The sequence below is a fragment of the Mucilaginibacter metallidurans genome (assembly GCF_003286435.2).
Lineage (GTDB): Bacteria > Bacteroidota > Bacteroidia > Sphingobacteriales > Sphingobacteriaceae > Mucilaginibacter > Mucilaginibacter gossypii.
This window is the reverse complement of the sequence record NZ_CP043449.1, coordinates 6,764,070-6,786,906: the sequence shown is the minus strand read 5'-3', so window position 1 is coordinate 6,786,906 and position 22,837 is coordinate 6,764,070. Positions and strand designations below refer to the sequence as shown.

The window sequence follows — 22,837 nt, the reverse complement described above, 5'->3', positions numbered from 1 at the left end:
CCGGCAATGATGTGCGCCTTTTTACGTAAAATACTAAAAATAGGTTTGATAAAACGTCAACAAAATGAACAATGATACCCAGGTGAAATTATTTATTTTATAGGTTAAAAAAATACCCGGTTAGGAAAATAACCAGGTATAAAAGAGGCACGATAGTGTACCTCATACAATTACGGGATCTGCCGGTAAGCGTTTCACCCCCGGGCAGCGATGTAATAATACTTTAAAGATCCGGATTGGCTTATAACAAAGCCACAAAATCACGCATAGCCTGTCCCGGATCCTGCTGTTTCATGAAAGTTTCGCCAATAAGAAAACCATTGAAACCTTCCAGTTTAAGGTGCCTGATAGTTTCGGGATCGCTGATGGCGCTTTCCGAAATCTTCATAAACTCGGCGGGGATATGTTTAGCCAATTTGTAAGAGGTTTCAACCGACACGGTAAAATCGGCCAGGTTGCGGTTATTTACGCCAATGGCATCCAGGTTAGGGTTAATGCTGCGTTCCAGTTCTTCGAGGTTATGTACCTCAAGCAATACGTTAAGGCCTATACTTTTGGCAAGTTTGGCCAGGGTATCAATTTCGGCAGGTGTAAGTATAGCGGCTATGAGCAGGATAATATCGGCGCCTAATGACTTGGCCTCTATCACCTGGTACTCATCTATCATAAAATCCTTGCGCAATACAGGGATGCTGTTTACCGAACGCGCTTTCACCAGATCGGCTTTGCGGCCCATGAAGAAATTACGGTCGGTTAAAACCGAAAGTGCCGAAGCGCCGGCAGCGGCATAATCTGTTGTAACGGCGCTAACCCGCACTTTATCGTTAATAATACCTTTTGAAGGCGATTTACGCTTAAACTCGGCTATGATACCGGTACGTGAGGGATCGAGCAGAAATTCTTTGAATGAATAGGTTTCACGGTGAAAATGATCCGATTCTTCAAGTACGGTATATGATGTACGTTTTTTTGCCGAAGCAACTTCTCTTTTTTTGTTGGCAACTATTTTATCAAGTATCGTCATAGGATCGAAGCACTAATATTTATGTCATTGTGAGGCGCGAAGCAATTGGCCTTACCCAAATCCTCTGAAGGAAAGGACTTTAATGCTTTTAAAGTCTCCACTGCCAGGGAAGAATCAGAGGGGTTAATTGCTTCGTTACTTATAATGACATGATTGTGAGTTTTTGGTTATTAAGTGTATTTTTTAATTAATCTTTATAACATGTGCGTTGCCTGCGGCCCGGGCTTTTCGTTGCAAGTCCTCGCTTTTCCTGCCCCCCAATCCCAACCCGCGCTGTGGGCTTTTCACTGCAATCCCTAACGCGGCCACCGCGCACTATTCGGGGCTTCTGTGTTCCCTCGTTAGGGAATGTTATTTAAAGCGTCATTGCGAGGCACGAAGCAATCCCCTGTTGGCAGAGCCGTCCTGTATAGCTTGGGATTGCTTCGTGCCTCGCAATGACGCTTTGTACATATGATTTTCTGTCCTCGCAGGGTCCTCTGCGAGAGACCCTGCGGGGACGTTATATCAATTTTTCAAAGTTATCATTATTTCATAAAACTAAGCCTTAAGCCAGTTTTGCATCATTTCCTTACCATAATCGGTCAGGATTGATTCGGGGTGAAATTGTACGCCCCTTACATCGTATTGTTTATGCTTAAGCGCCATGATAGAATTATCGGCTTCATCAATAGCGGTAACCTGCAATGAATCGGGCAGGTCATTCCCGCTTACTACCCATGAGTGGTAACGCCCTACTTTAAAGCTATCGGGCAAACCGGCAAATAGTTCTTCATCGCCATTGGTCACTTTTATCGGCGTCGCGATACCGTGCATAGGCTGGTTAAGATTGTACAGGCTTCCGCCAAATACTTCGGCAATCGCCTGCTGACCAAGGCATACCCCAAATATGCTTTTGGTGGGTGCATACTTTGCTATAACATCCAGCAGCAAACCAGCCTCCGAAGGGATGCCCGGCCCTGGCGATAGGATGATCTTATCAAAAGCATCTACATCCTCAATAGCAAACTGATCATTTCTCCAAACCTCACATTCCAGGCCGAGCTCGTTAACCAAATGCACCAGGTTATAGGTAAAGGAATCGTAATTATCTATGATCAGAATGCTTCGCCCCCCCCGCCCCCTAAAGGGGGTGCTTGAAGAGGGTGTATTTATATTTTCGTTCATTGTTATATCTATCTTAAAAAATCTATCAAAATCTAATTTATCCGCTATAATTCCCCCTTTAGGGGGTTAGGGGGCGTTGCCTACAGCTCCTCCGCCAGTTCAAAAGCCCTTCTCAAAGCCGAGATCTTGGTATCAACCTCCCTTAGCTCACTTTCGGGGATCGACCCGGCGACTATGCCCGCGCCTGCCTGGTAATGCAACGTATTGTTCTTGCTCAAAAACGAGCGGATCATGATGGCATGGTTAAAATCTCCGTTAAAACCCAGGAAACCTATAGCACCGCTATAAAAGCTGCGTTTTATATTTTCGTTTTCATCGATGATCTCCATGGCACGGTATTTTGGAGCGCCGCTCAGCGTGCCCGCCGGGTAAGTATCAGCTACAACTTTAAAGGCCGATACACCGGGCTTCAGTTTTCCGCTTACGTGTGATACCAAATGGATCAGGTGCGAGTAATACTGAACCTCTTTAAATGCCTTCACGGTTACATTTTCACAATGACGGCTCAGGTCGTTACGGGCCAGGTCAACCAGCATTACGTGTTCTGCCGATTCTTTTGGGTCGTTCTCGAGGTTGCGGGCCAGCTCGGCATCGCGCTCATCATCACCGCTGCGTTTAAATGTTCCGGCTATCGGGAATATGTTAGCCACATTATTTTTTATGGTGATCTGCGCCTCGGGCGATGAGCCAAAGATCCTGAAATCGCCAAAATCAAAATAGAAGAGGTATGGTGACGGGTTGATAGAACGCAGGGCACGATAAACGTTAAACTCATCGCCCAGGAAAGTACGGGAGAAAGCCCTTGAAGGCACTATCTGGAAAACATCGCCCCGGTAAATGTGCTGCTTCATTTTCTCCACTATGGCAATGAACTCATCGCCGGTAAGGTTCGATTTTTCATCACCATTGCTTTTAAAGCTATACTCGGGGAAGTTTTTGTTTTTGATGAGGTATTCCAGTTTTTCGATACCGCCATTGGTTGGTGCACCTTCGGGCTGATTATGAAATATGTAAAGTTCATTTTTAAAGTGGTCGATAGCGATGATGTACCTGTAAATATGGTACTGCATCACCGGGATCTGGCGTGTAGCATCATCGCTTTGCTTTAGTTTAATGGTTTCATAATGTTCAACGGCCTCGTGGGTAAAGTAACCAAACAAGCCATTGGTGATCATTTTTAGCGGCAGCGAGTCGGTTTCAAAGCTACCGGTAAAATTGTTAAGCTGTTCAATCAAATCAAACGTACCAGCCTCATGTACTTCCTGGCTGCCATCGGGATATTGTTTTTTGAGGGTACCGTTATTGAGCACAATACCGCTGAGCGGTTCGCAGCAAATGTAGCTGGTGCTGTTTTCTCGGCTGTGATAATCGGAGCTTTCCAGCAGCAGTGAGTTAGGGAATACATCGCGCAGGCGAAGGTAAATGCTCACTGGTGTAGTGGTGTCGGCCAGCAGCTTTTTATAAGTTGTAGTAATTTTAAATGTGCTCATGTTTATTTTTCAAATATCTTAAAACAAAAAAACCCGGCGAATTGGGGTCGCCGGGTTTCCTATTTAGGTTCACAATTGATTAGGTTGTCTCTGATCAAAAAGCGCAAGCCGGCTGCCAATTTAATTGGTGCCACCAGCTGTTTTTATGTGTGTTTTTAATCATCGCGGTCACAAATTTATAAAGAAATTTGAATTGTCAAATTTTTTGTGAAATTATTTATTTGCTAAATCCTATTAGCTACGTAGAATTACTGTGGAATAAGCATAATACCTACCGAAATAAGTACAATCCCTATTAAATAGAAGATAGCGATGGCTTTATGCTTACCTTCGGGCAGTGCTGCTTTCTTTGATTTGCTGTGCCCGATAGTAATCAAAACAATGGCAATAAGCATAATTACCCAATGCTCAACCGTGAAATAGCGGGTAACAGGGTTTTTCATGGTCTCTTTGCTAAACTGCACCATCGGACTGATAAAAAACAGGATGATGCCCAGCAAAAATTGTGTATGTACCGAGATCATGGCAAACAGGTTAAGCTTACGGTTGCCCTCGCCATATGGTCTTTTACCCAACCAGCCCATAAGGGCACGTACAAGGGCCAGCAATACCAGTACAATAACAATGTACCTGAAACCGGAATGAAATTCCTTAAAAAAGCTATAAAGTGTCATACATCAAAATTTGCCGTGAATATACACATATAGGTCATTGAAGTCATTAGGTCATTGTGTCATTTTTTTGCAGACATAACTGCCGTTAATAAAAAAATGTCATTGCGAGGAGCGGCATGGGTAAAGAGCATCCGGGGCGACGTGGCAATCTCGTAGCCATACATATCGAACTGGCATTGGCTACGAGATTGCCACGCTACGCTCGCAATGACATTTTTTATAATTTATCCCATAAACAAAAAAAGCGATGAGCCTAAACCCATCGCTTTTCAAAATCCGAAATCGAAAATCCAATATCCGAAATTATATCAACAGCCTTACCGGCTCTTCTAATAATTGTTTTAATGTTTGCAGGAAGGCGGCAGCTGTAGCACCATCAACCACGCGGTGGTCGGCGCTCAGGGTAACCTTCATGATGTTGCCAGGGACTACCGCACCATTTTTAACAACCGGAACAGCCTGAATACCGCTTACAGCAAGGATACATGCGTTTGGTGTGTTAATGATGGCCGTAAACTCGTCAACGCCAAACATACCAAGGTTTGAAATGGTGAAGGTTGAACCCTCCATTTCGTTTGGCTGTAGTTTTTTAGATTTTGCTTTGCCTGCAAACTCTTTCACTTCAACCGATATGTGACTTAATGATTTACCATCGGCAAATTTGATAACCGGTACCAATAAACCTTCGTCAACAGCAACGGCAACGCCAACGTGAACGTGCTCGTTAGTGCGGATCTTATCACCCAGGAATGATGAGTTGATAGCAGGATGCTGCCTTAAGGCAACAGCGCAGGCTTTAACAACAAAATCATTAAATGAAATTTTAACCGGAGCGATCTCGTTCATACGGGTACGGGCCACAATAGCCTGATCCATATCAATGCTCATGGTCACATAGAAATGCGGAGCAGTAAACAAGCTTTCGCTTAAGCGGCGGCTGATAGCTTTACGCATTTGAGTAACCGGCCTTTCGCTGAATTTCTCTTCGCCCGTAAAGGTTGGCAATACGATAGGTGCTTTTGCAGCAGCAGCCGGAGCGGCAGCAGGTGCAGCTTCAGTAACAGGAGCCGCAGCCGGTTTGGCCGACGGTGTATATTCTTCCACATCCTTTTTGATGATGCGGCCGCCTTCAGCGCTGCCTTTTACATCATTAAGGTTGATACCTTTATCTTTAGCTATTTTACGTGCCAGCGGAGATGCTTTTACGCGGCTATCATCATCAGATGAGCTTTCAGTTGTGGCAGCAGTTGCAGAAGCAGTAGCTTCAGTTTTCGCTTCGGCGCCAGGTGCAGCTTCAGCAGCGGCGGGGGCCGAACCACCATCCTGCAATAACGGGGTGATGTCGGTACCTTCTTTACCTACTATGGCAATGATATCATTTACTTTAGCAGCTTCACCTTCTTTAACACCTATATATAACAAGGTACCGGCTTCGTAACCCACAACTTCCATGGTAGCCTTATCGGTTGCCACATCAGCCAGTGAATCATCTGCTTTTACTTTATCGCCAACTTTAAAGTTCCATTTTTCAATGGTACCTTCGGTCATGGTGTCGCTCAATAATGGCATGCGGATAACCGTAGCCGGAATGCTTGATAAATCAACCTTAGGTGCGGCTGGTGCCGGAGTAGCGGCAGGTGCTTTGTCGGCAGCGGGTGCCGCTTCCTTAACAGGCTCTGCGGCAGCGCCACTGCCAGCCTGGTCAAGTAAAGACTTATAATCTTCACCTTCTTTACCTAAAATGGCAATTACAGAATCAACCGGGGCGGCAGCACCTTCCTGTATACCTATATACAGCAATGTACCATCCTGGTACGATTCAAAATCCATGGTAGCTTTATCAGTTTCAATCTCGGCCAGTACATCGCCCGATTTAACCTTGTCGCCAACTTTTTTATGCCATTTCGCCAATACCCCTTCGGTCATGGTATCGCTCATTTTAGGCATTTTTACTACTTCGGCCATATATTAATAGTATTATAAATTCAGTATAAATATAGTTAGTTCTTATCGTGAAGTTTAAAGTCTGAAGTTTTTAGCCTGAAGTCTTTTTTTTTGACCGCAAAGACTATAGGCTTTCGACTTAGTACTTTCGACTTAAAACTTAGTCCCTTATATAAGGGTAATCTTCTTGAACGTAAACATCTGTATATAATTCAGATGCATCCGGCCATGGTGATTCTTCAGCAAACTTCACAGCTTCGTCAACAATAGCTTTGATCTTAGCGTCCATTTCGTCAAACCATGCTTCATCAGCATATTTTTCGGCAAGGATAGTTTGTTTGGTAGCCTCAAGAGGGTCTTTCGCTTTATAGCTTTCCAACTCCTCTTTAGTACGATACTTTTGCGGATCGGACATGGAGTGACCTTTATAGCGGTAAGTACGCATTTCAAGGAAGGTTGGGCCTTCGCCTGCACGCGCGCGCTGAACAGCTTCGTCCATTGCTACGTGTACCGCAGCAGGGTCCATACCATCAACCGGCGATGAAGGGATACCATAAGGCAGGCCTAATTTATAAATATCAGTCTGCGCGGTTGTACGCTCAACAGAAGTACCCATGGCATAACCATTGTTTTCGCAAACAAAAATTACAGGCAGTTTCCAAAGCGCAGCCATATTAAAGGTTTCGGTAAGCGCGCCCTGGCGTACGGCACCATCACCCATATAGGCAATGTTCACAAACTCGGTACCTTTATATTTTTCGGCAAAAGCAATCCCGGCACCCAGCGGTACCTGGCCGCCCACAATGCCGTGACCACCATAAAAATGTTTTTCTTTATCAAACATGTGCATAGAACCACCTTTACCTTTTGAGCATCCGGTAGCTTTACCATACATTTCGGCCATAATGGCGTTTGGAGTTACACCTTTAGCAAGTGCATGAGCATGATCACGATATGCGGTGATCATACTGTCTTCAGGTTTAATTACAGACATGGCTCCGGCCAAAACAGCCTCCTGCCCAATATATAAGTGGCAAAAGCCCCTGATCTTTTGTTGTCCGTATAACTGTCCTGTTTTTTCTTCGAACCTGCGCATCAATAGCATCTGTTCGTACCACATCAGGTAGGTGTCCTTGTTTATTTCGATTGAACTCATGTATTAAACAACCTTTTTGGAGTAAAGCGCAAATCTAATTATATCCTGCAAAATATCGAAACCTCAAGCAAATTGTTGCAAAATTTTATTTGGTGGCCTTAAAGTGTGTTTAAACACAACAAACCGGCTGTTTATAAGTTTGGCATGCCCCATTGGGTTAAAATAGAACTTAAAAAAACACACCAGGAGGCAATAAATTATCGTTTTGCGAAGTTTTAGAAGGGTTGTTTTTCGCAAAAGACTAAAAAAAGCCTTTAAATAATTACAACCAAATTACATTAATACACGTACAAAAGCCTGTTTATTAAAAGGATGTGTAATAAAAAGCACTTTTTTATATTTTTTGAAAAATAAGCTGCATTTATTTGCAATTTTAAAAAATATAAATAGTTTTGTAGAGCACGATAGACATAGTGTCTGATTTAATAAACAATTTGTTGTCCTAACTCAACAAACAAACTGATTAAATGAAGAAATTTGCCCTGGCTATTGCCTTACTTTTCAGCGTCGTAGCTTCACAAGCTCAAACCAAAAGTGCCCAAAGCACCAGTGATGATAACAAAGACGACCAAGAAAGTTTAGGTAAAGCATACTTTTCCCAAATTATGGGAGTTGCTTTATCTGCTACCTCAAACATGAAACTCTTTCACTTTGTTTACGATTGGATTGGTACCCCTTACCATTTTGGCGGAAGCTCAAGAAGAGGCATTGACTGCTCAGCCTTCACCAAAGAATTGTACAGCGAAGTTTTTAACCTCGATATAAAACGTAACTCACGCGATATTTTCAGCATGGTTAACCCTGTTGGTAAGGATGAGTTAAAAGAAGGCGATTTGGTTTTCTTTAAGATCCACAGCCGCAGCATTTCACATGTAGGTATTTATTTAGGTAATAATAAATTTGCTCATGCCTCGTCAAGGGGTGTAGCCATCAGTAGCCTTGACGATGCTTACTACAGCCGTTTCTTTTATAAAGGCGGCAGGTTGTTAGCTTCATTTAAGGATGAGTTTAAAGGCTCGGCATCGACGGGTAGCAACGATATGGGCGACGACGTAGACGAAAGCAAGAACTAAACGATTTTGAAATAAATAAACTAATTTGGTCCCTTCATCCTGATGAGGGGATTTTTTTTATAATGAAATTTTTATTGCTTACGGCAGCCTGCCTGGCGCTGTTTTTACAGGCGTGTAACCATCCGCCAAATAAAAAACAAATCCTGGCCCCTGCACCTAAACCCGATACTACCGCTACAACAACCGCAGCCGTTGTTCAGCCTGATTCATCTATATCCATTGCCGCTGTTGGCGATATGATGCTCGGAACATCGTACCCTAATAATTACACCCTCCCACCCGACAGTGCGAAAAACAGTTTTAATGTAATAGCCAACGAACTAAGAAACGCCGACGTAACCTTTGGCAATCTTGAAGGCAGTTTGCTTGACGGAGGGAACCCCGCCCATTATAAACTGCATCAACGAAGTAAGGCTTACCTTTTCAGGATGCCTACAGCCTATGCAGGCGTTTTTAAAGACGCCGGTTTTAACTTGCTAAGCCTGGCCAATAACCATATAGGCGATTTTGGCGATACAGGCCGGATGAGTACCACTCACGTGCTTGATAGCATAGGGATTAATTATGGCGGATTGCTTAGCCACCCCTCCACAGTGTTCGAACGTAACGGTGTTAAATATGGCTTTTGCGCTTTTGCCCCCAATGCCAATACCCTGCCTATTCTCGACCTAAAGAACGCAACCCGCATCATAAGCCAACTGAAACAGCAATGTGATATTCTCATTGTATCATTTCATGGTGGCGGCGAGGGTGTAGCTTATGAACATATTCCTTTTGCAATGGAATCATTCATCAGCGAAAAGCGTGGCGATGTAAATGCCTTTGCCCATAATGCTATTGATGCCGGTGCGGATATTGTATTGGGCAATGGCCCGCACGTGAGCCGCGCAATGGAGGTTTATAAAAACCGACTGATCGCTTACAGTCTCGGTAACTTTTGTACTTATAAATCAGTAAGCGTGGCAGGGGTTTGTGGTCTGGCGCCATTATTAAAAGTAAAGCTGAACAAAAAGGGGGAGTTTTTAAATGGGCACATCATATCCCTAAGGCAAGCGCATGATAAAGGGCTTGAGCTTGATTCTCTTAACCATGCTGCCATCCGGATCAGGGAACTTACAGAAGCTGATTTCCCAAATGCGGGATTACTTATATCCGACACCGGCGAGATCAGCCTCAATCCGGCTATTCAGAGCGAGAATTTATAAATAGATACCAGGGCAGGAATTAAACGCCGGATCTACTCACCCCGGCTTCACTACGCTCGTCACCCCTCTCTGCTGCGCAAAGAGGGGATTTTAATTTCTTCCACCCCTCTTTGCGGCACAGCCGGAGAGAGGGGTGGTCCAGCGAAGCGTAGACCGGGTGAGTAAACTATGCAATTTGCAGCTAATGTGCACATTTAAGCCGCTTCATCCTTAGTATTCCGCACCAGGCTGATACCCGTTGTAAAAAATATTAATGAGATAATACCTATAACCACCATGGTGGTTATTTGCGCGCTATGGTTTATGATAGCTACACCGGTATAAATAAGGCCAACTATACCAAGCACGCTCAATATAGCTCCAAAAGTTCGTTTTAAGTTCATGACAGGTGTGTTGTTTTTTATAAGCATTTTTTAAAAAACAAATAACACACCAATAATTAATGCTACTTTTATTTTAAACATAATAAACCAAACCATGCCCGAATCATTTGGATCATTGATAACAATCATCATTTTTGTTGTTATCCTTATTACTATTTTTACCTCGTTTGTGTCTGTAAAACAGGGCACTATAGTAGTTATCACCGTATTTGGCAAATACCGCCGCATCCTAACCCCGGGGCTTAATTTCAAGATCCCTTTTATCGAAAACATTTACTCCAAAATCTCTATCCAAAACCGCTCGGTTGAGCTGGAGTTCCAGGCGGTAACTTACGACCAGGCTAATGTGTATTTTAAGGCCATGCTGCTGTACTCGGTATTGGACCAGCAGGAAGAAACCATCAAAAACGTAGCTTTTAAATTTGTTGACGAACGTAACCTGATGCAGGCGCTTATCCGTACGGTTGAAGGCTCCATCCGTGCTTTTGTAGCCACCAAACGCCAGAGCGAGGTACTGATATTACGCCGCGATATTGTGGAACACGTAAAAGAGCAACTGGATGTGATACTGGAAGGCTGGGGCTACCACCTGCAGGACCTCCAGTTAAACGATATTACTTTTGACGATGTGATCATGAAATCAATGAGCCAGGTGGTGGCATCCAACAACCTGAAGGCCGCTGCCGAAAACGAAGGCCAGGCCCTGCTCATCACTAAAACCAAAGCCGCCGAGGCCGAGGGTAACGCCATCAAAATTTCGGCCCAGGCCGAGCGTGAGGCAGCTCAATTACGAGGCCAGGGTATTGCGCTGTTCCGCGAGGAAGTTGCCCGCGGTATGACTGTAGCCGCTAAAGAAATGGCCGAAGCCAACATGGATACCTCGGTGATTTTGTTCACCATGTGGACAGAATCCATCAAACACTTTTCCGAAAACTCAAAAGGGAATGTTATTTTCCTGGATGGCTCAACCGATCAGATGCAACATACGTTAAAAGAAATGATGGCCTTAAACCTTTTACATACCGACAACGTCAAAAAGTAAAAGTTTGAAACCGCCAGTTTTTTAAATGAAAAGAAATATAGTGAAAGTGATAGGCCCTGCGGCCATGTGTGTTTTAATGATGATCGCGCCTGCTTCGGCACAGTCATTTCACCAGCTAACTGCCAATGATTTTTGGGGAACGCCGCGGGCTAATGCCGGCGGCGTTGTAGCTTATACCAATTGCACCATCGATTACCGGTACCAGGCCCGACGCGAAGGCAGGGGTTACCGGCTTAATTTTAACATCAGGCTCATCCTTAACAACAATAAATCATGGCTTGATAAAAGCCGGGTTAATACGCCGCAGCAACTCAGCGAAATACTGAAACATGAGCAGGGCCATTACACCATTGCGTTTTTAGAGCAGCAGGAGCTGTTACGTATAGTAAGCAATACCCGTTTCAGCAATAATTACAACTACGAAGCCATGGCCATCTTTAACCGTATCGACGCCAAGTACAAACAGCTCAATGCCGATTATGATGAGGACACGGCTCACATGACCGACCGCAAGCAACAGCACAGCTGGGACGTGTATTTTCAGCAGAAGCTTAAGTTTTTGCCGGGGGATACGGAGAGTTGAACAATGTTTTTTAAGCTCCTTTCGCTGCCGCAAGCGTTCTCGCTTGTGGCCCGCGTTTAAGTCTGCAACTTGACAAACCGCCTGCATAACTCAGCATGATGCCAATCTTGCGCTTCGTTTGCAACGAGCGCTTAATATGGTTTGGCGATTGTATCGCCCGTGCGTTATAAACGCAAACCCAGTTACGCACTCGTTAAAAACGAGCGCGAGTTAATACGGAACACCGGAGTTGTGTACGTCTGGCACACTAAAAACTGTTTATTTGATTTCTACAAACCGTCTGCACCTCTGGTGCAACCTGTCAATCCCTTAACTTAATAACATCGCGCTTGCGGTAGCATTTGAGTTTAGCGACACTCAAACCTGCCACAACAATTGCAGCAAGCCAGCAACCCGCCTATATTTGCTTTCATCACCATGACGGAGCAATCACCAAATATTCACCGTAAAATTATCCATATTGATATGGATGCTTTTTACGCGTCGGTTGAGCAGCGGGATTTTCCGGAGTACCGGGGTAAACCGTTGGTAGTGGGCGGTTTGCCCGAAGGTCGGGGAGGTGTGGTGGCCACCGCCAGTTACGAGGCCAGGAAGTTTGGCATCCGGTCGGCCATGTCATCGAAAAAGGCACTACAGCTTTGTCCGCATGCATTATTTGTACGGCCAAGGTTTAATGTATACCGCGAGGTATCACAGCATATCCGGGAGATCTTTAGCCGTTATACCGACCTGATAGAACCGCTCTCTTTAGATGAAGCTTTCCTGGATGTAACCAACGACAAGCAAGACATCGGCTCGGCAATTGAAATAGCCAAACTCATTAAGCAGGCTATTAAAGACGAACTGCAACTTACCGCATCGGCAGGAGTGTCTATCAATAAATTTGTAGCCAAAATAGCATCTGATATTAATAAGCCAGATGGCCTAAAGTTTATCGGGCCATCAAGCATCGAAAACTTTATGGAGCAGCTGCCTGTCGAAAAATTCTTTGGTGTAGGTAAGGTGACCGCTCAAAAAATGAAACAGCTGGGCCTGCACACAGGGGCCGACCTGAAACGACTGGAGGAAAGTGACCTTGTAAAACACTTTGGCAAGGTTGGCAGGTTTTACTACCAGATAGTACGCGGGATTGACAACCGCGAAGTGCAACCCCATCGCGAAACTAAATCACTGGGTGCCGAAGATACTTTCGCCTATGACCTGACAACTCTTGAGGAAATGGAGGCTGAGCTTGATAAGATAGCGGTCACCGTTCATAACCGGCTGCTCAAATATGAACTCAAAGGTCGTACCATCACGCTCAAAGTAAAATACCACGATTTTAAACAGATCACCCGCAATCAATCCTTCCCCACACCGGTAAACGATCTGGAAACAATCAGCCATACGGCCAAACAATTGATGGCTGCCACGGGTGTTGATGATGTAAAAGTGCGGCTGTTGGGCATTTCGCTTTCAAACTTTGGCGAATTGCCGGTTAAGCAGCGGGATGATAAAGAGCTTGGGCCGGGAGATCAGTTGGAATTGGAGTTGTAAGTCACTCCCCAAGGCCGTTTCCTCACGGCTTATCGGCCGCTTTACTTAAATTCATGTCATTGCGAGGAGGAACGACGAAGCAATCGCATGCTGTGCATGGCCGCTCTGCTTCCGTGCGATTGCCACGCTATGCTCGCAATGACATGATTATTATCGTCAAATGATGATGCTTAATTCACCATCCTCCCCGCAACATCCACCGACCGTGCAAAAGGATTAAAAAACCTGTTGGCCAGTATAGCAAATTCAAGACGGGTTACCGGCCGTTTCATATCAAAAGCAGAACTGAATTTATATTGATCTTTCCAGGCCTTTTGCATGGCAATCTCCAAAGTATGCGGATCGGTTAGCGTAGTTTCGCTGATAAACGATAATAGGTTTCCTACCGTGAATACCGGGCCGGGCTTCTCTTTATTAAACCATAAAAAGCCCCGGGTATAAATCTCTTCCAGTGTTGGTTTGATTTCGGCTGTGGCAACTAAGGAATCAGGCTGAAATAACAAACGCGCGGTATTGCCATCTGCTTTTTGTACACCTTTTAGTAACCCTGAAGCACCTATCTGTTGCATGGCCCGGAAATACGGGTCGGCTGGTTTAATATCGGCAAAGGGCATGATCCAGGCTTTAAAATCCAGCAGTTCGCCCTGGATTATCCGTACATTTAAGTTTTGGGTGGTGGTTTTAAAAAAGGCGCAATAGGCTGCGGTTGCACCGGCACCCTGCCCAATAGCCATTTGTACCGAGGGGTACATGGTGCTGGCATTTACCAAATGCGTTACCGACATGGCTTTTTCCGTTACCAGTAAATTATCCAGATCTTTCAATACGATAGCTCCTAACGGCACTCCATAAGCAGGGAAAGGCGGGTAAATAACTTTCGGAGCATTGGCATCTGTATAATGCTGGCCCGGGGAAGCATCGCCAACGGCAATGGCTGTACGGTAAAGCTTTGATTCGCGGTCGTAAGGTTTGTACACATCATCCAGCACCATCCTCACCAAACCTTTCGCCGCGCGACCGGCTTCGCGCAAATATGGGAGATATGGCAAATGATCGGGTGTAGTAAAGCCTTCGTCCAACCCGAGGTTCTTATAGCCCAGTTCGGTTTGCAGATAGTAGATCAAACCTAAAGTATGCAAGCGTGCTTTGGCATAAAAAGCTTCCCGGTTTTCCGGCTTTAAATTATCAGGGGTAACAGGGAATTGGTTTCCGCATTCGGCCCATTTGATCATGTATTTATCGTTGGGCAGCTTGCCATCATTGAGCATTTGCTTAAGATCCTTTCCTTTTAGACAGGCGTAAGCAGAGGCATCATAGCCATCGGGCCTGGCAATCGTCTTATCTGCCGCGGCACCAAAATCTTTCAAAATAGCAATCCAGCTAAGGTCCTGCAACTGTGCCGATTCATTATCAGGCGCAAGGGCCTCGTTAGTTTGCTTTTTACCCTCAAAACCATAAACGTAGGTTTCGCCTGCTTTGGCGGCCACATCGCCGGTTTCGGTAGCATCAATAACTACTTTAGCTTTTACGGTAGCGGTTTTCCCGTCGAGGCTGATAGTTACATCCCAGCCGGTGCCATCTTTTTTAATAGCTGTAAATGGGGTATTTAGTTTTACAGTGAGGTTTTTTACCGTATCGGTTATTTTTTTGAGGATAGCGGCCCCGGTATATGGTTCAAATCTTAGCGTAGCATTGTAAGCCGTATCATAACCCGGGGTTTTGCTGTAAAAATCACGCACCCTGCGCCTGAACTCGTCCCAGATGCCTGTTGGTAAATTGCGGTTACCTTCAATTATACACATCCCGCCAGCCGTCATGCTGCCGCCAAGCCAGGGGCCTTGATCAACCAGCATGGTTTTTAGTTTGCTTCGTGCACCCTGTATGGCGGCGGATGTTCCGCTTGCACTTCCGCCTACAACTAATATATCGGTTTTAATGGTTTGCGCAAAGGATAGCGTACAGTTAAAAACTAAAAGTACCGCCAGTAACTTTTTTATCATTAGTTAAATTAACAATCTACAGAACGCTAAAATAGGTCAAAAGCTTGTGGTAGTATAAAATAATACCTAATTTAAATTTTTTTAACATTTATGATGACAGACGAACAAATGAAATACCCTATCGGGAAGTTTGCGCCCCCGGCTTCTTACACTACCGAAGATATGCGCGGCTGGATTGAAGATATTGCTACCCTGCCGGGGAAGCTGCGTCATGCAATTGCCGGCCTTAATTACCAGGAACTGGATACGCCATACCGCACCGGCGGCTGGACACTGCGCCAGGTGATTCACCATTTGGCCGATAGCCACATGAATTCCATTACCCGCTTTAAGCTTGCCCTCACTGAAAATAACCCAACTATAAAGCCATATGAAGAGGCCGACTGGGCGCTACTACCAGATTATCGCCTGCCGGTTGAGCCATCATTAAAAATGCTGGAAGGCATCCATCAGCATTTTGTAGCCCTGTTTGAAAGTTTCACCGAAAACGAATGGGCACGCACATTTGTTCACCCGGCCTCGGGCGAAACGATATCGCTGAAAAAAGGACTGGCCCTGTACGCATGGCATAGCAACCACCATTTGGCACATGTAACCGAAACGGTGAAGAAATTTGCGAAGGTTTGATTTGAGGTGAAAGGATAAAAGTAAAAGGCGAAAGGTGTGTTTTACAGGAATAAAGTTTATGTTCCCTCAGGGTCTCTCAAAGAGGACCCTGAGGCCCGCCGCCCTTTAAACATCTAACGGGATACCTGACCAGCGAATCTGCATGGCGTATACATCAGGATCCTCTGCGAGAGACCCTGATGGGACGTTAAGTAATTATAACAGGTCAATTACTTTTTATTACCAGCCTCTATGAGTAAAAAAGGCTCAAATAACATTTATTTTATAATTTCGTTCAACAAGATATGTATAGGTGTAAATTACAAATAGAGGGTAATAACAGAAAGTTATCCAATGAGGACGGGATCAACATAAAAGACCTCACCGAATTGCTGTCTAAACTTATAAGGTGTTTAGGGGATAAGGCGGCTACGTTTACACTTATAGATATTGAAAACTCATCGTACAGCCCGACCTTGGATACCGATGATGAAGTAGGTGTCGATAAGTTTAACGAGATACACGAAGCCGTTGGTGACAATAATTTCAAAAGGTTGCCCAAATACGAAAAAGATTACGCTATAGCACTGAATAAACTTCTTTTTGAAAAAGGATTGCATATCACCGTATCAAATACAAGGGACGAAAGAAAAATTAAATTAAGTAGCCTAACAAAAAAAGAAGATAAAAATTATTATTATTCTATAACAAGTATTACAGGGCAGGTACAGGCTCTATATGGCAAGGTAGAGGCAAACCCGCATGTATTTGTACGCACTTCTAACGGCTTTGAATACAGTATTTATGTAACACGAGAACAAGAATTACAACTAAGCAAGTTTTATAAGAATGCAAACATTCGATTTAGGATAAGAAGCAGAATAGAGATCGCCAATGGCGAAGCCACGCAATCTAACTTGCTTGATTTTACGCTATTAAATGATAAATTTTATAATACAGTACAAAACGTAAAAAAAGAATATGGTGATATTTTTGACCATATTGAAGATTCCGCACAATTGCTGCAAAACCTTAGAAATAATTAATGGCTACGAAGTCGATAACTAAACTTTATAACATTTTCGTCGATACAGGTGTATTTATAGATCGACTTCGAGTTGATTTGACCACAGCATCACCTGACGTTGAGAAACGTATAAATCAAACGAATATGTTTTTCGATCTTATAGACGAAATTCAACATAAGATAACTTTTCAAACTACTTCAATAAATGTCGCGGAGTTATTCCACTGCGGAAACAAACACAAAGAAACTGCATCAGCATTGGTTTCGGTATGCGGTGCTACTGACTTAGAAATAATAGCCTTTGACGCTGATGCCGCCGCTTATCATAACTCATGGTTGGAGAGGTATTTGGGCAACACTACGATAAAGGAACTAAAAGCATCTGTTAATTATCCAACTGGCGGTAATTTAGCCAATGTAGAGGACAGAATTAGAAAAGATATGTTAATCTGTTCTGTGGCAAAAATGTATAAAGCCGATATTGTGTTGACCAATGATAGCGGCTTTGCAACATTATGCAATAAAATAGAATTACCCGTTCATTGTTTTACCGGCGACCCAGCGGACTTTACCACAAGTCATGATGGTAAAAAAATATACGATTTTGCTAAATAAAAAACGGTAGGCTTTTGTACCTACCGTTTACAAAGTCAAAGGAGGCTCTATCCGTTGAGCTACAGTCCCAATTAGATATTTGCAGTTAGTGGGACTGGCAGGAATCGAACCCGCATCTCTGCCTAATTCTTAAATATTTTTACTAAAGCAAATATATGCTACAACACTCTCGTTTGTCAAGTGTGACGCAAAATTTATTTTATCTTTGTCCCAAGTTGTATATTCATTTGCAGTAAAAACCAGTGGCGCAGCCCGACAGCCGAGGCTTTATTCAGGAACCTTCCTTTGCACAAAGCTTCATCGGCAGGTACCAGTTATAAGGCGCGGGTAAGGGTGAATCAAAAAATGATTGACCGGGCTGATGTAATCTTCGTGATGGAGCAAAAGCATAAGGAAATATTGAAACAACGCTTCAGCATAACCGGCAAGCAGCTGATTGGTCTTCTAAGAAACGAGCTAAACGAATATCTTTTAATCAATCGATTCAAAGGTTAACAGCGAATGCTGACCTGCGGTATGCAGGTCCCGCCATACCTGGTTAATTTCCGTATCGGGGTTGGCGGCAGATAAACCACAGTAGGTATAAAGCCTATCCACACTTTCGCGCGAAACTTTGGCCAGCTTCCGGCTCATTAAACTTACTTCCTGCAAGCCGTTATTATCGGCCGACTCAAAGTTGTTCCATGAGTTATCAACAGCCCGGTAAAATTCGGCGCGGATCGCATTGAGTAAGATGGTTTGATCGGCCAATAATTGTTTAATGTATCCTTTTTGAGGGTTGGTTAAACGCGGATTTTTCATCCGTTCATCAAACGCCGGTCCGCAGAGGTCAAGAAAATGAACCGCCAGGCCCGAAAGGTTCGCTGCTAAAGTTGCTTCAGCTAATTGCAGAAAGGGGTAGCGGTATAAAGGTTCATTTACAACCGTATATTGCGGATCGATCTTAAAACAGCGGTTTTTATCAACATAAATGTCTTTTACTTCATAAGCATCACTCCCGGTGGCCATCATACCAACATATTTCCAGGCCGGGAAAACATGTACATCTTTTTTATCAAAAATAAAAGGTAATATCAGTGGCTCGCCCTCATCATTCAAAACGGTTTGCTCCTCATTTTTAATGATGCAATTTGCAGTGATATGGGTTGCATGATGCGCACCGCTGGCATATTTCCAGGTACCGTTGATGATATAGCCATCTCCGCTAATGGTAGCTGTACCTGTTGATGCGCCGCTACCTGCCAGGCATAATTGCGGATTGGTCATGACCTCTGCAGCTAAAGCCGGATCCAGGAATCCGCCAAACCAACCTGCACCTGCACAAAGGGTTACTACCCAGCCGAGGCTGCCATTGGCCCAGGCCAAACTTTCTTCCAGTCGTACCATTTGCGGCAACGCCAATTGCAGACCGGAATAAGCCTGCGGCACTAAAAATTTAAACCAACCCCGCTCATAAATAAGCTCCAGCTGGCCGGGCTGCAACTTGCCGGCCTGTTCGGCTGCAGGAGCATCTTTCCGGATGATATCAACCCATTCGGGTTTTAAATTTTTTGATGGATGCATTTTTTATTTAGCTTAAAGCTGAAAGCAAAAGGCTTAAAGCGTAACAGACAATACTCAATTTACCATCAGGATAACAAAAGATACTGACAGTATTTTGTCAGTGTTCAATTTTTGAAAAACGGGTGTTCAACGTTTCGGCCCCTTAAAAACACAAAGTGCTGATTACCAGAACCAAGGCGTTCAATTTGATTAAAATTGAATTTTAACCAATTCGTAAAGTATTGACTATCAATAATGTTTATTTTTCAAAAAACGCCGGGTGTTTACACTTTTTAAAATTGAACACCTGGTACAACCTGGCCATTGGACATTTTTCCTAACCTCTAATCTCCAACCACCAACCGCTCTGCCTCTACCTGTTTCTTCCACTCAAAATACCCCCATATCGCTATAATAAACAGGAAGATGGTGAGCATGGCAAACAGCGGCAATTTTTTATAAAACTGTAGCGGTACCGCGAAAAAGTTGGAAATGTTCAAAAAAATCCAATTCTCCATTTTACGGCGTGCCAGCAACCACATGCCTGCCCAGGCGGTAGAGGATACCAAAGCATCCCAGCCGGGCACGTTTGACGGTGTAAAATACTTAGCAGGTAGGTTTTTGATCATGTAATAAAATACCACCCAACCCACAATGCTGATCGCCAAACTTATTATCCATTCACTTTTGGTGGAGTAGGTAATTTTTACCGGAGGCTCGTTCCGTTTCTTTACCCAGTAGATCCAACCATAAACACTCATTACAATGTAATAACCGTAAAGTATCGATTCGGCATATAAATGAACTTCCATCAGCAGAAATATAGAGATGGCCGTACCCAATATTCCTGCCGGGTACAACAATATGTTATTTACGCGGGCCAGCAATACCTCGGTAACCCCCAGTGCAACGGCAAGCCATTGCAGCCAGGTGGTTTCCTTTATTTGTTCAATGAATAGGTCGAGCCAATGATTCATATCCTAATCCTCAATTCGTGAAATTCGATCCAATTCGTAAAAATTAGTGCTCATTTAAAATCCTAAACTTAACGAAGCCATAAAGTTTCGCGGCGCCTGCGGGAAGTAATAGTTGTAGTTAATTACATGCCCGCCTTCAATATCCGGGTAGGTAGCACCGTTATTTTCATACTTCTCGCTGAAGATATTATTAACCTGCAGACCAACAGTTATGTTTTTAACCGAGCGAACACTGAAGCTGTACCTCAACCTCACATCGCTCACAAAAAAGCTGTTCAGCAAACGGTTGGCGGCATAAGGATTAGCAGCATTATCAGGCGCAATGCCAAAACCTTCGGGATTACGGTTCATGGTATTATCCAGGTACTGCTTACCAACATATTTGCTGATAAAAGCAATTTCCCCGCCTTTAACAGGGCTGTAACTGATTACGCTTGAACCGGTGAATGACGGCGAATAGGCGATATCTGTTTTGGCAAATGTTTCCTCAACCAGCGAGCCATCATCATAATTAGAGAAAAACTGGTGATAGTTTTTAATCTTGTTAGTGCTGAGGGTTGCGGTAGCGCTCCAGTTTAACTGATCAGTGATTTTCACTTTTCCGCTGAATTCCAAACCCGCGCGGTAGCTGTCCTTTACGTTGGTACGCACCGGGCTACCTACATCATTCAATGACCCGGTTAATACCAACTGATTTTTATATAGCATGTAGAAACCATTCAACTCCCCACTAAAAACAGGTGAGCTGAAGCGGTAGCCGGCCTCAAAATCTTTCAGATTTTCGGATTTCGGCCGGTTTTGCGGAGGCGAGTCGACATAATCATCGCGGTTGGGCTCATGGTTGCCCACCGCAAAGGAGGCATACACATTACTGTGCTCATTAAACTGGTGAGTAACACCAGCTTTAGGATTAAAGAAATTTAACTGTGCTGTTTGCTGGGCATTGTTAAGGTTTTTGTCAATACCGAAGAACGAATAATTTATGTGGCGGTATTGCATGTCGGCATACAACAAAAATTTGTCTACATGCCATTCGGCGCGGCCAAAAATGTTAAAGTCCTTCTTTTTGGCATCATCCCGATAGTATTGATAGTTAGGACCAACGCCTATGCTTTCTTCGGCAGAAATAATATTACCATAATGCGCACCTTTATATTCGTTATAGGCGCCGCCAAGGTTGAAGTTCAGTTTGGTAGTAGGCTGATATTTTAAGGCATAAGTAACACCATAAAAATCATTATTAAGCCAAAGCCTGCGAACAAGATTAGTGGTTGAAATGGTATCGGTACCATAAATAACAGGTGATAAACCATAATTACTCACAGCATCACCTTTCCTGTACTCTTCGTAATAACCCTCGCCATGAGTATAATGCAGGGCCCCGCTGAACGACAGTTTATCCGAAAACTTTTTATCATATAGTAACTGGTAATGGTTTTGCAGGTAATCGTCAACCTGGTCTTTATAAAAGGCACCGTTACCCATATCTCCCAGTTCGTTATAAGTACGGTTATCCGGGCGGGTATCATCGCCTATTACATAATCGGCTACACCGTTCCAGGCCTGGTAAGTACGCTCATGGCCCGAGAACACGTTTAATCTTAAAGTACTGTTATCACCATAATAAGCACCGCTTACAAAAAAGGATTTTAACCGGGCTGATGCACGGGCGATATACCCGTCGGAACGGATACGCGATAACCTGCCGTCGATACTGAACCTGCCGCCAAGCAGACCAGTCCCTACGCTTACGGTGTTTTTTAGTGAACCGTATGAACCTGCCGAGTTATCGAGCTGAGCATAAGCGGTATCCCTGCGGGTAGCGGTTTGTACGTTGATACTACCACCAAAGGCACCTGCTCCATTGGTTGAGGTACCCACACCACGCTGGATTTGCAGGGTGTTGATAGATGATGCGAAATCGGGCAGATCGACAAAATATGCGCCCTGGCTTTCCGCGTCATTTAAAGGAATGCCGTTAACCGTTACGTTAATGCGCGATGCGTCTGACCCGCGGATGCGGATCCCCGTATAACCTATACCTGTACCTGCATCAGAGTTGATCACTACCGATGGCGTTTGGTTAAGCAGATAAGGCAAGTCCTGGCCAAAGTTGTTTTTTTCGAGATCTTTTTTACTGAGGTTAGTAAAAGCCGTCGGCGAGTTTTTGCCTGCGCGGGTAGCGGTTACAGTAACCTCATCAGCAGTAAATGTACTGCCGCCCAATAAAAAGTTGATTGATTGATTAGCAGCAAGCGTAACACTTTTGGTTAAAGGCTGATAGCCGATATAGCTTGCTTTAACGGTATAGTTGCCTTTTTTCAGATCGTTAAAACTATACTTACCTGCAGCGTCGGTAACGGTGCTTTGCTGAGGGTTTAAAATAGTAATAGTTGCGCCGGGCAATACTTCGCCGGATTGATTGGTCACTTTTCCTGAAATCGAAAGCTGGGCCGATGCCATAACAGGCAACAACAGGGCCATAACAGCCACAAATAAATTTTTCAAAATGTTGTAAAACAAAAATTGAGTTAAACCATCTGCGCGCCAGGGTAACGCGGCAGTACACTTAACTTATTTACCTTTATCCCTCCGCCGGCATTATCCGGATCAGGTGTGGGGGAAGTCGTGAGCCGGAAGTCGTTAGTCCAAAGTCGCTTTGACTTAAGGCTTAAAACTTAGTACTTATTGACTTACTCCCTGGGTATGATCTCAGCCCGTCTTTCAGTTTGGTAAAACAATCTGCAGTTTGTTTTGCAACCAAAGCAGGGCACCCCTTGAGAATTATTGAGG

At 44.1% G+C, this 22,837-nt stretch carries 20 protein-coding genes; 9 read left to right on the top strand and 11 right to left on the bottom strand.

Translation table 11 applies throughout. The features are described from left to right. Positions 1 to 241 precede the first annotated feature (241 nt). From trpC to pdhA, 6 genes are all read right to left on the bottom strand, one after another. Complete coding sequence (gene trpC / locus DIU38_RS29215) at positions 242 to 1,024, bottom strand: indole-3-glycerol phosphate synthase TrpC (RefSeq protein WP_090534816.1); 783 nt, start codon at positions 1,022 to 1,024, stop codon at positions 242 to 244. 540 nt (positions 1,025 to 1,564) lie between these two features. After that, the gene (locus DIU38_RS29210; RefSeq protein ID WP_112652631.1) at positions 1,565 to 2,191 is read right to left on the bottom strand and encodes an anthranilate synthase component II; all 627 of its coding nucleotides are present in this window, start codon (positions 2,189 to 2,191) and stop codon (positions 1,565 to 1,567) included. 80 nt (positions 2,192 to 2,271) lie between these two features. Continuing rightward, positions 2,272 to 3,681 (bottom strand): anthranilate synthase component I family protein, encoded by a 1,410-nt coding sequence (locus DIU38_RS29205; RefSeq protein ID WP_112652630.1) that lies wholly within the window; start codon positions 3,679 to 3,681, stop codon positions 2,272 to 2,274. Positions 3,682 to 3,929: 248 nt separating this feature from the next. Then, positions 3,930 to 4,355, bottom strand: coding sequence for a cytochrome B (locus tag DIU38_RS29200; RefSeq protein WP_112652629.1), 426 nt, complete (start codon positions 4,353 to 4,355; stop codon positions 3,930 to 3,932). Positions 4,356 to 4,658: 303 nt separating this feature from the next. Then, positions 4,659 to 6,320 (bottom strand): dihydrolipoamide acetyltransferase family protein, encoded by a 1,662-nt coding sequence (locus DIU38_RS29195; protein WP_112658806.1) that lies wholly within the window; start codon positions 6,318 to 6,320, stop codon positions 4,659 to 4,661. A 139-nt stretch (positions 6,321 to 6,459) separates the two neighbouring features. After that, positions 6,460 to 7,455 (bottom strand): pyruvate dehydrogenase (acetyl-transferring) E1 component subunit alpha, encoded by a 996-nt coding sequence (pdhA, locus tag DIU38_RS29190; protein ID WP_090534807.1) that lies wholly within the window; start codon positions 7,453 to 7,455, stop codon positions 6,460 to 6,462. Positions 7,456 to 7,922: 467 nt separating this feature from the next. Between pdhA and DIU38_RS29185 the strand changes: the two genes are divergently transcribed. Together DIU38_RS29185 and DIU38_RS29180 are read left to right on the top strand one after the other, a co-directional pair. Next, positions 7,923 to 8,528: a C40 family peptidase gene (locus DIU38_RS29185; protein WP_112658808.1), complete on the top strand. Its 606-nt coding sequence runs from the start codon at positions 7,923 to 7,925 to the stop codon at positions 8,526 to 8,528. A 62-nt stretch (positions 8,529 to 8,590) separates the two neighbouring features. Continuing rightward, positions 8,591 to 9,733, top strand: a complete 1,143-nt coding sequence (locus tag DIU38_RS29180; RefSeq protein ID WP_112658810.1) for a CapA family protein — start codon at positions 8,591 to 8,593, stop codon at positions 9,731 to 9,733. Positions 9,734 to 9,927: 194 nt separating this feature from the next. On the opposite strand, the gene DIU38_RS29175 is transcribed toward DIU38_RS29180, so the two are convergent. After that, the gene (locus DIU38_RS29175) at positions 9,928 to 10,116 is read right to left on the bottom strand and encodes a hypothetical protein (protein ID WP_090534854.1); all 189 of its coding nucleotides are present in this window, start codon (positions 10,114 to 10,116) and stop codon (positions 9,928 to 9,930) included. 94 nt (positions 10,117 to 10,210) lie between these two features. Here DIU38_RS29175 and DIU38_RS29170 point away from each other — a divergent pair, with 94 nt between their 5' ends. From DIU38_RS29170 to dinB, 3 genes are all read left to right on the top strand, one after another. Further along, complete coding sequence (locus tag DIU38_RS29170; protein ID WP_090534803.1) at positions 10,211 to 11,158, top strand: SPFH domain-containing protein; 948 nt, start codon at positions 10,211 to 10,213, stop codon at positions 11,156 to 11,158. Between the two features lie 25 nt (positions 11,159 to 11,183). After that, the gene (locus DIU38_RS29165) at positions 11,184 to 11,741 is read left to right on the top strand and encodes a DUF922 domain-containing protein (RefSeq protein WP_112658812.1); all 558 of its coding nucleotides are present in this window, start codon (positions 11,184 to 11,186) and stop codon (positions 11,739 to 11,741) included. A gap of 417 nt (positions 11,742 to 12,158) precedes the next feature. Beyond that, on the top strand, positions 12,159 to 13,277 hold the full coding sequence (gene dinB, locus DIU38_RS29160; protein ID WP_112658860.1) for a DNA polymerase IV: 1,119 nt from the start codon (positions 12,159 to 12,161) through the stop codon (positions 13,275 to 13,277). A gap of 170 nt (positions 13,278 to 13,447) precedes the next feature. Here the strand turns inward: dinB and DIU38_RS29155 are convergent, their stop codons facing one another. Next, positions 13,448 to 15,277, bottom strand: a complete 1,830-nt coding sequence (locus DIU38_RS29155; RefSeq protein WP_112658814.1) for an FAD-dependent oxidoreductase — start codon at positions 15,275 to 15,277, stop codon at positions 13,448 to 13,450. 90 nt (positions 15,278 to 15,367) lie between these two features. Here DIU38_RS29155 and DIU38_RS29150 point away from each other — a divergent pair, with 90 nt between their 5' ends. The 4 genes from DIU38_RS29150 (at position 15,368) to DIU38_RS34995 (ending at position 18,020) form a co-directional block, all read left to right on the top strand. After that, complete coding sequence (locus DIU38_RS29150; protein ID WP_090532080.1) at positions 15,368 to 15,904, top strand: YfiT family bacillithiol transferase; 537 nt, start codon at positions 15,368 to 15,370, stop codon at positions 15,902 to 15,904. A 284-nt stretch (positions 15,905 to 16,188) separates the two neighbouring features. Continuing rightward, complete coding sequence (locus DIU38_RS29145) at positions 16,189 to 16,929, top strand: hypothetical protein (RefSeq protein WP_112658816.1); 741 nt, start codon at positions 16,189 to 16,191, stop codon at positions 16,927 to 16,929. After that, positions 16,929 to 17,525: a hypothetical protein gene (locus DIU38_RS29140; protein ID WP_112658818.1), complete on the top strand. Its 597-nt coding sequence runs from the start codon at positions 16,929 to 16,931 to the stop codon at positions 17,523 to 17,525. Before DIU38_RS29145 ends, DIU38_RS29140 begins: the two co-directional genes overlap by 1 nt. A gap of 192 nt (positions 17,526 to 17,717) precedes the next feature. Then, positions 17,718 to 18,020, top strand: coding sequence for an arsenate reductase/protein-tyrosine-phosphatase family protein (locus DIU38_RS34995; protein ID WP_407716489.1), 303 nt, complete (start codon positions 17,718 to 17,720; stop codon positions 18,018 to 18,020). On the opposite strand, the gene DIU38_RS29130 is transcribed toward DIU38_RS34995, so the two are convergent. The 3 genes from DIU38_RS29130 to DIU38_RS29120 all read right to left on the bottom strand — a co-directional run bounded on the left by DIU38_RS29130 (position 17,997) and on the right by DIU38_RS29120 (position 22,552). Continuing rightward, on the bottom strand, positions 17,997 to 19,088 hold the full coding sequence (locus DIU38_RS29130; protein ID WP_112658822.1) for an acyl-CoA dehydrogenase family protein: 1,092 nt from the start codon (positions 19,086 to 19,088) through the stop codon (positions 17,997 to 17,999). The two genes, DIU38_RS34995 and DIU38_RS29130, sit on opposite strands and share 24 nt — an antisense overlap. Positions 19,089 to 19,411: 323 nt before the next feature. Then, complete coding sequence (gene pnuC, locus DIU38_RS29125; protein WP_112658824.1) at positions 19,412 to 20,044, bottom strand: nicotinamide riboside transporter PnuC; 633 nt, start codon at positions 20,042 to 20,044, stop codon at positions 19,412 to 19,414. Between the two features lie 54 nt (positions 20,045 to 20,098). Then, complete coding sequence (locus DIU38_RS29120; RefSeq protein WP_317131815.1) at positions 20,099 to 22,552, bottom strand: TonB-dependent receptor; 2,454 nt, start codon at positions 22,550 to 22,552, stop codon at positions 20,099 to 20,101. Positions 22,553 to 22,837 lie beyond the last annotated feature (285 nt).

Coding starts and splice junctions, on each gene's coding strand:
- trpC (WP_090534816.1), bottom strand. CDS start 1,024: ATGACGATACTTGATAAAATAGTTGCCAACAAAAAAAGAGAAGTTGCT.
- DIU38_RS29210 (WP_112652631.1), bottom strand. CDS start 2,191: ATGAACGAAAATATAAATACACCCTCTTCAAGCACCCCCTTTAGGGGG.
- DIU38_RS29205 (WP_112652630.1), bottom strand. CDS start 3,681: ATGAGCACATTTAAAATTACTACAACTTATAAAAAGCTGCTGGCCGAC.
- DIU38_RS29200 (WP_112652629.1), bottom strand. CDS start 4,355: ATGACACTTTATAGCTTTTTTAAGGAATTTCATTCCGGTTTCAGGTAC.
- DIU38_RS29195 (WP_112658806.1), bottom strand. CDS start 6,320: ATGGCCGAAGTAGTAAAAATGCCTAAAATGAGCGATACCATGACCGAA.
- pdhA (WP_090534807.1), bottom strand. CDS start 7,455: ATGAGTTCAATCGAAATAAACAAGGACACCTACCTGATGTGGTACGAA.
- DIU38_RS29185 (WP_112658808.1), top strand. CDS start 7,923: ATGAAGAAATTTGCCCTGGCTATTGCCTTACTTTTCAGCGTCGTAGCT.
- DIU38_RS29180 (WP_112658810.1), top strand. CDS start 8,591: ATGAAATTTTTATTGCTTACGGCAGCCTGCCTGGCGCTGTTTTTACAG.
- DIU38_RS29175 (WP_090534854.1), bottom strand. CDS start 10,116: ATGAACTTAAAACGAACTTTTGGAGCTATATTGAGCGTGCTTGGTATA.
- DIU38_RS29170 (WP_090534803.1), top strand. CDS start 10,211: ATGCCCGAATCATTTGGATCATTGATAACAATCATCATTTTTGTTGTT.
- DIU38_RS29165 (WP_112658812.1), top strand. CDS start 11,184: ATGAAAAGAAATATAGTGAAAGTGATAGGCCCTGCGGCCATGTGTGTT.
- dinB (WP_112658860.1), top strand. CDS start 12,159: ATGACGGAGCAATCACCAAATATTCACCGTAAAATTATCCATATTGAT.
- DIU38_RS29155 (WP_112658814.1), bottom strand. CDS start 15,277: ATGATAAAAAAGTTACTGGCGGTACTTTTAGTTTTTAACTGTACGCTA.
- DIU38_RS29150 (WP_090532080.1), top strand. CDS start 15,368: ATGATGACAGACGAACAAATGAAATACCCTATCGGGAAGTTTGCGCCC.
- DIU38_RS29145 (WP_112658816.1), top strand. CDS start 16,189: ATGTATAGGTGTAAATTACAAATAGAGGGTAATAACAGAAAGTTATCC.
- DIU38_RS29140 (WP_112658818.1), top strand. CDS start 16,929: ATGGCTACGAAGTCGATAACTAAACTTTATAACATTTTCGTCGATACA.
- DIU38_RS29130 (WP_112658822.1), bottom strand. CDS start 19,088: ATGCATCCATCAAAAAATTTAAAACCCGAATGGGTTGATATCATCCGG.
- pnuC (WP_112658824.1), bottom strand. CDS start 20,044: ATGAATCATTGGCTCGACCTATTCATTGAACAAATAAAGGAAACCACC.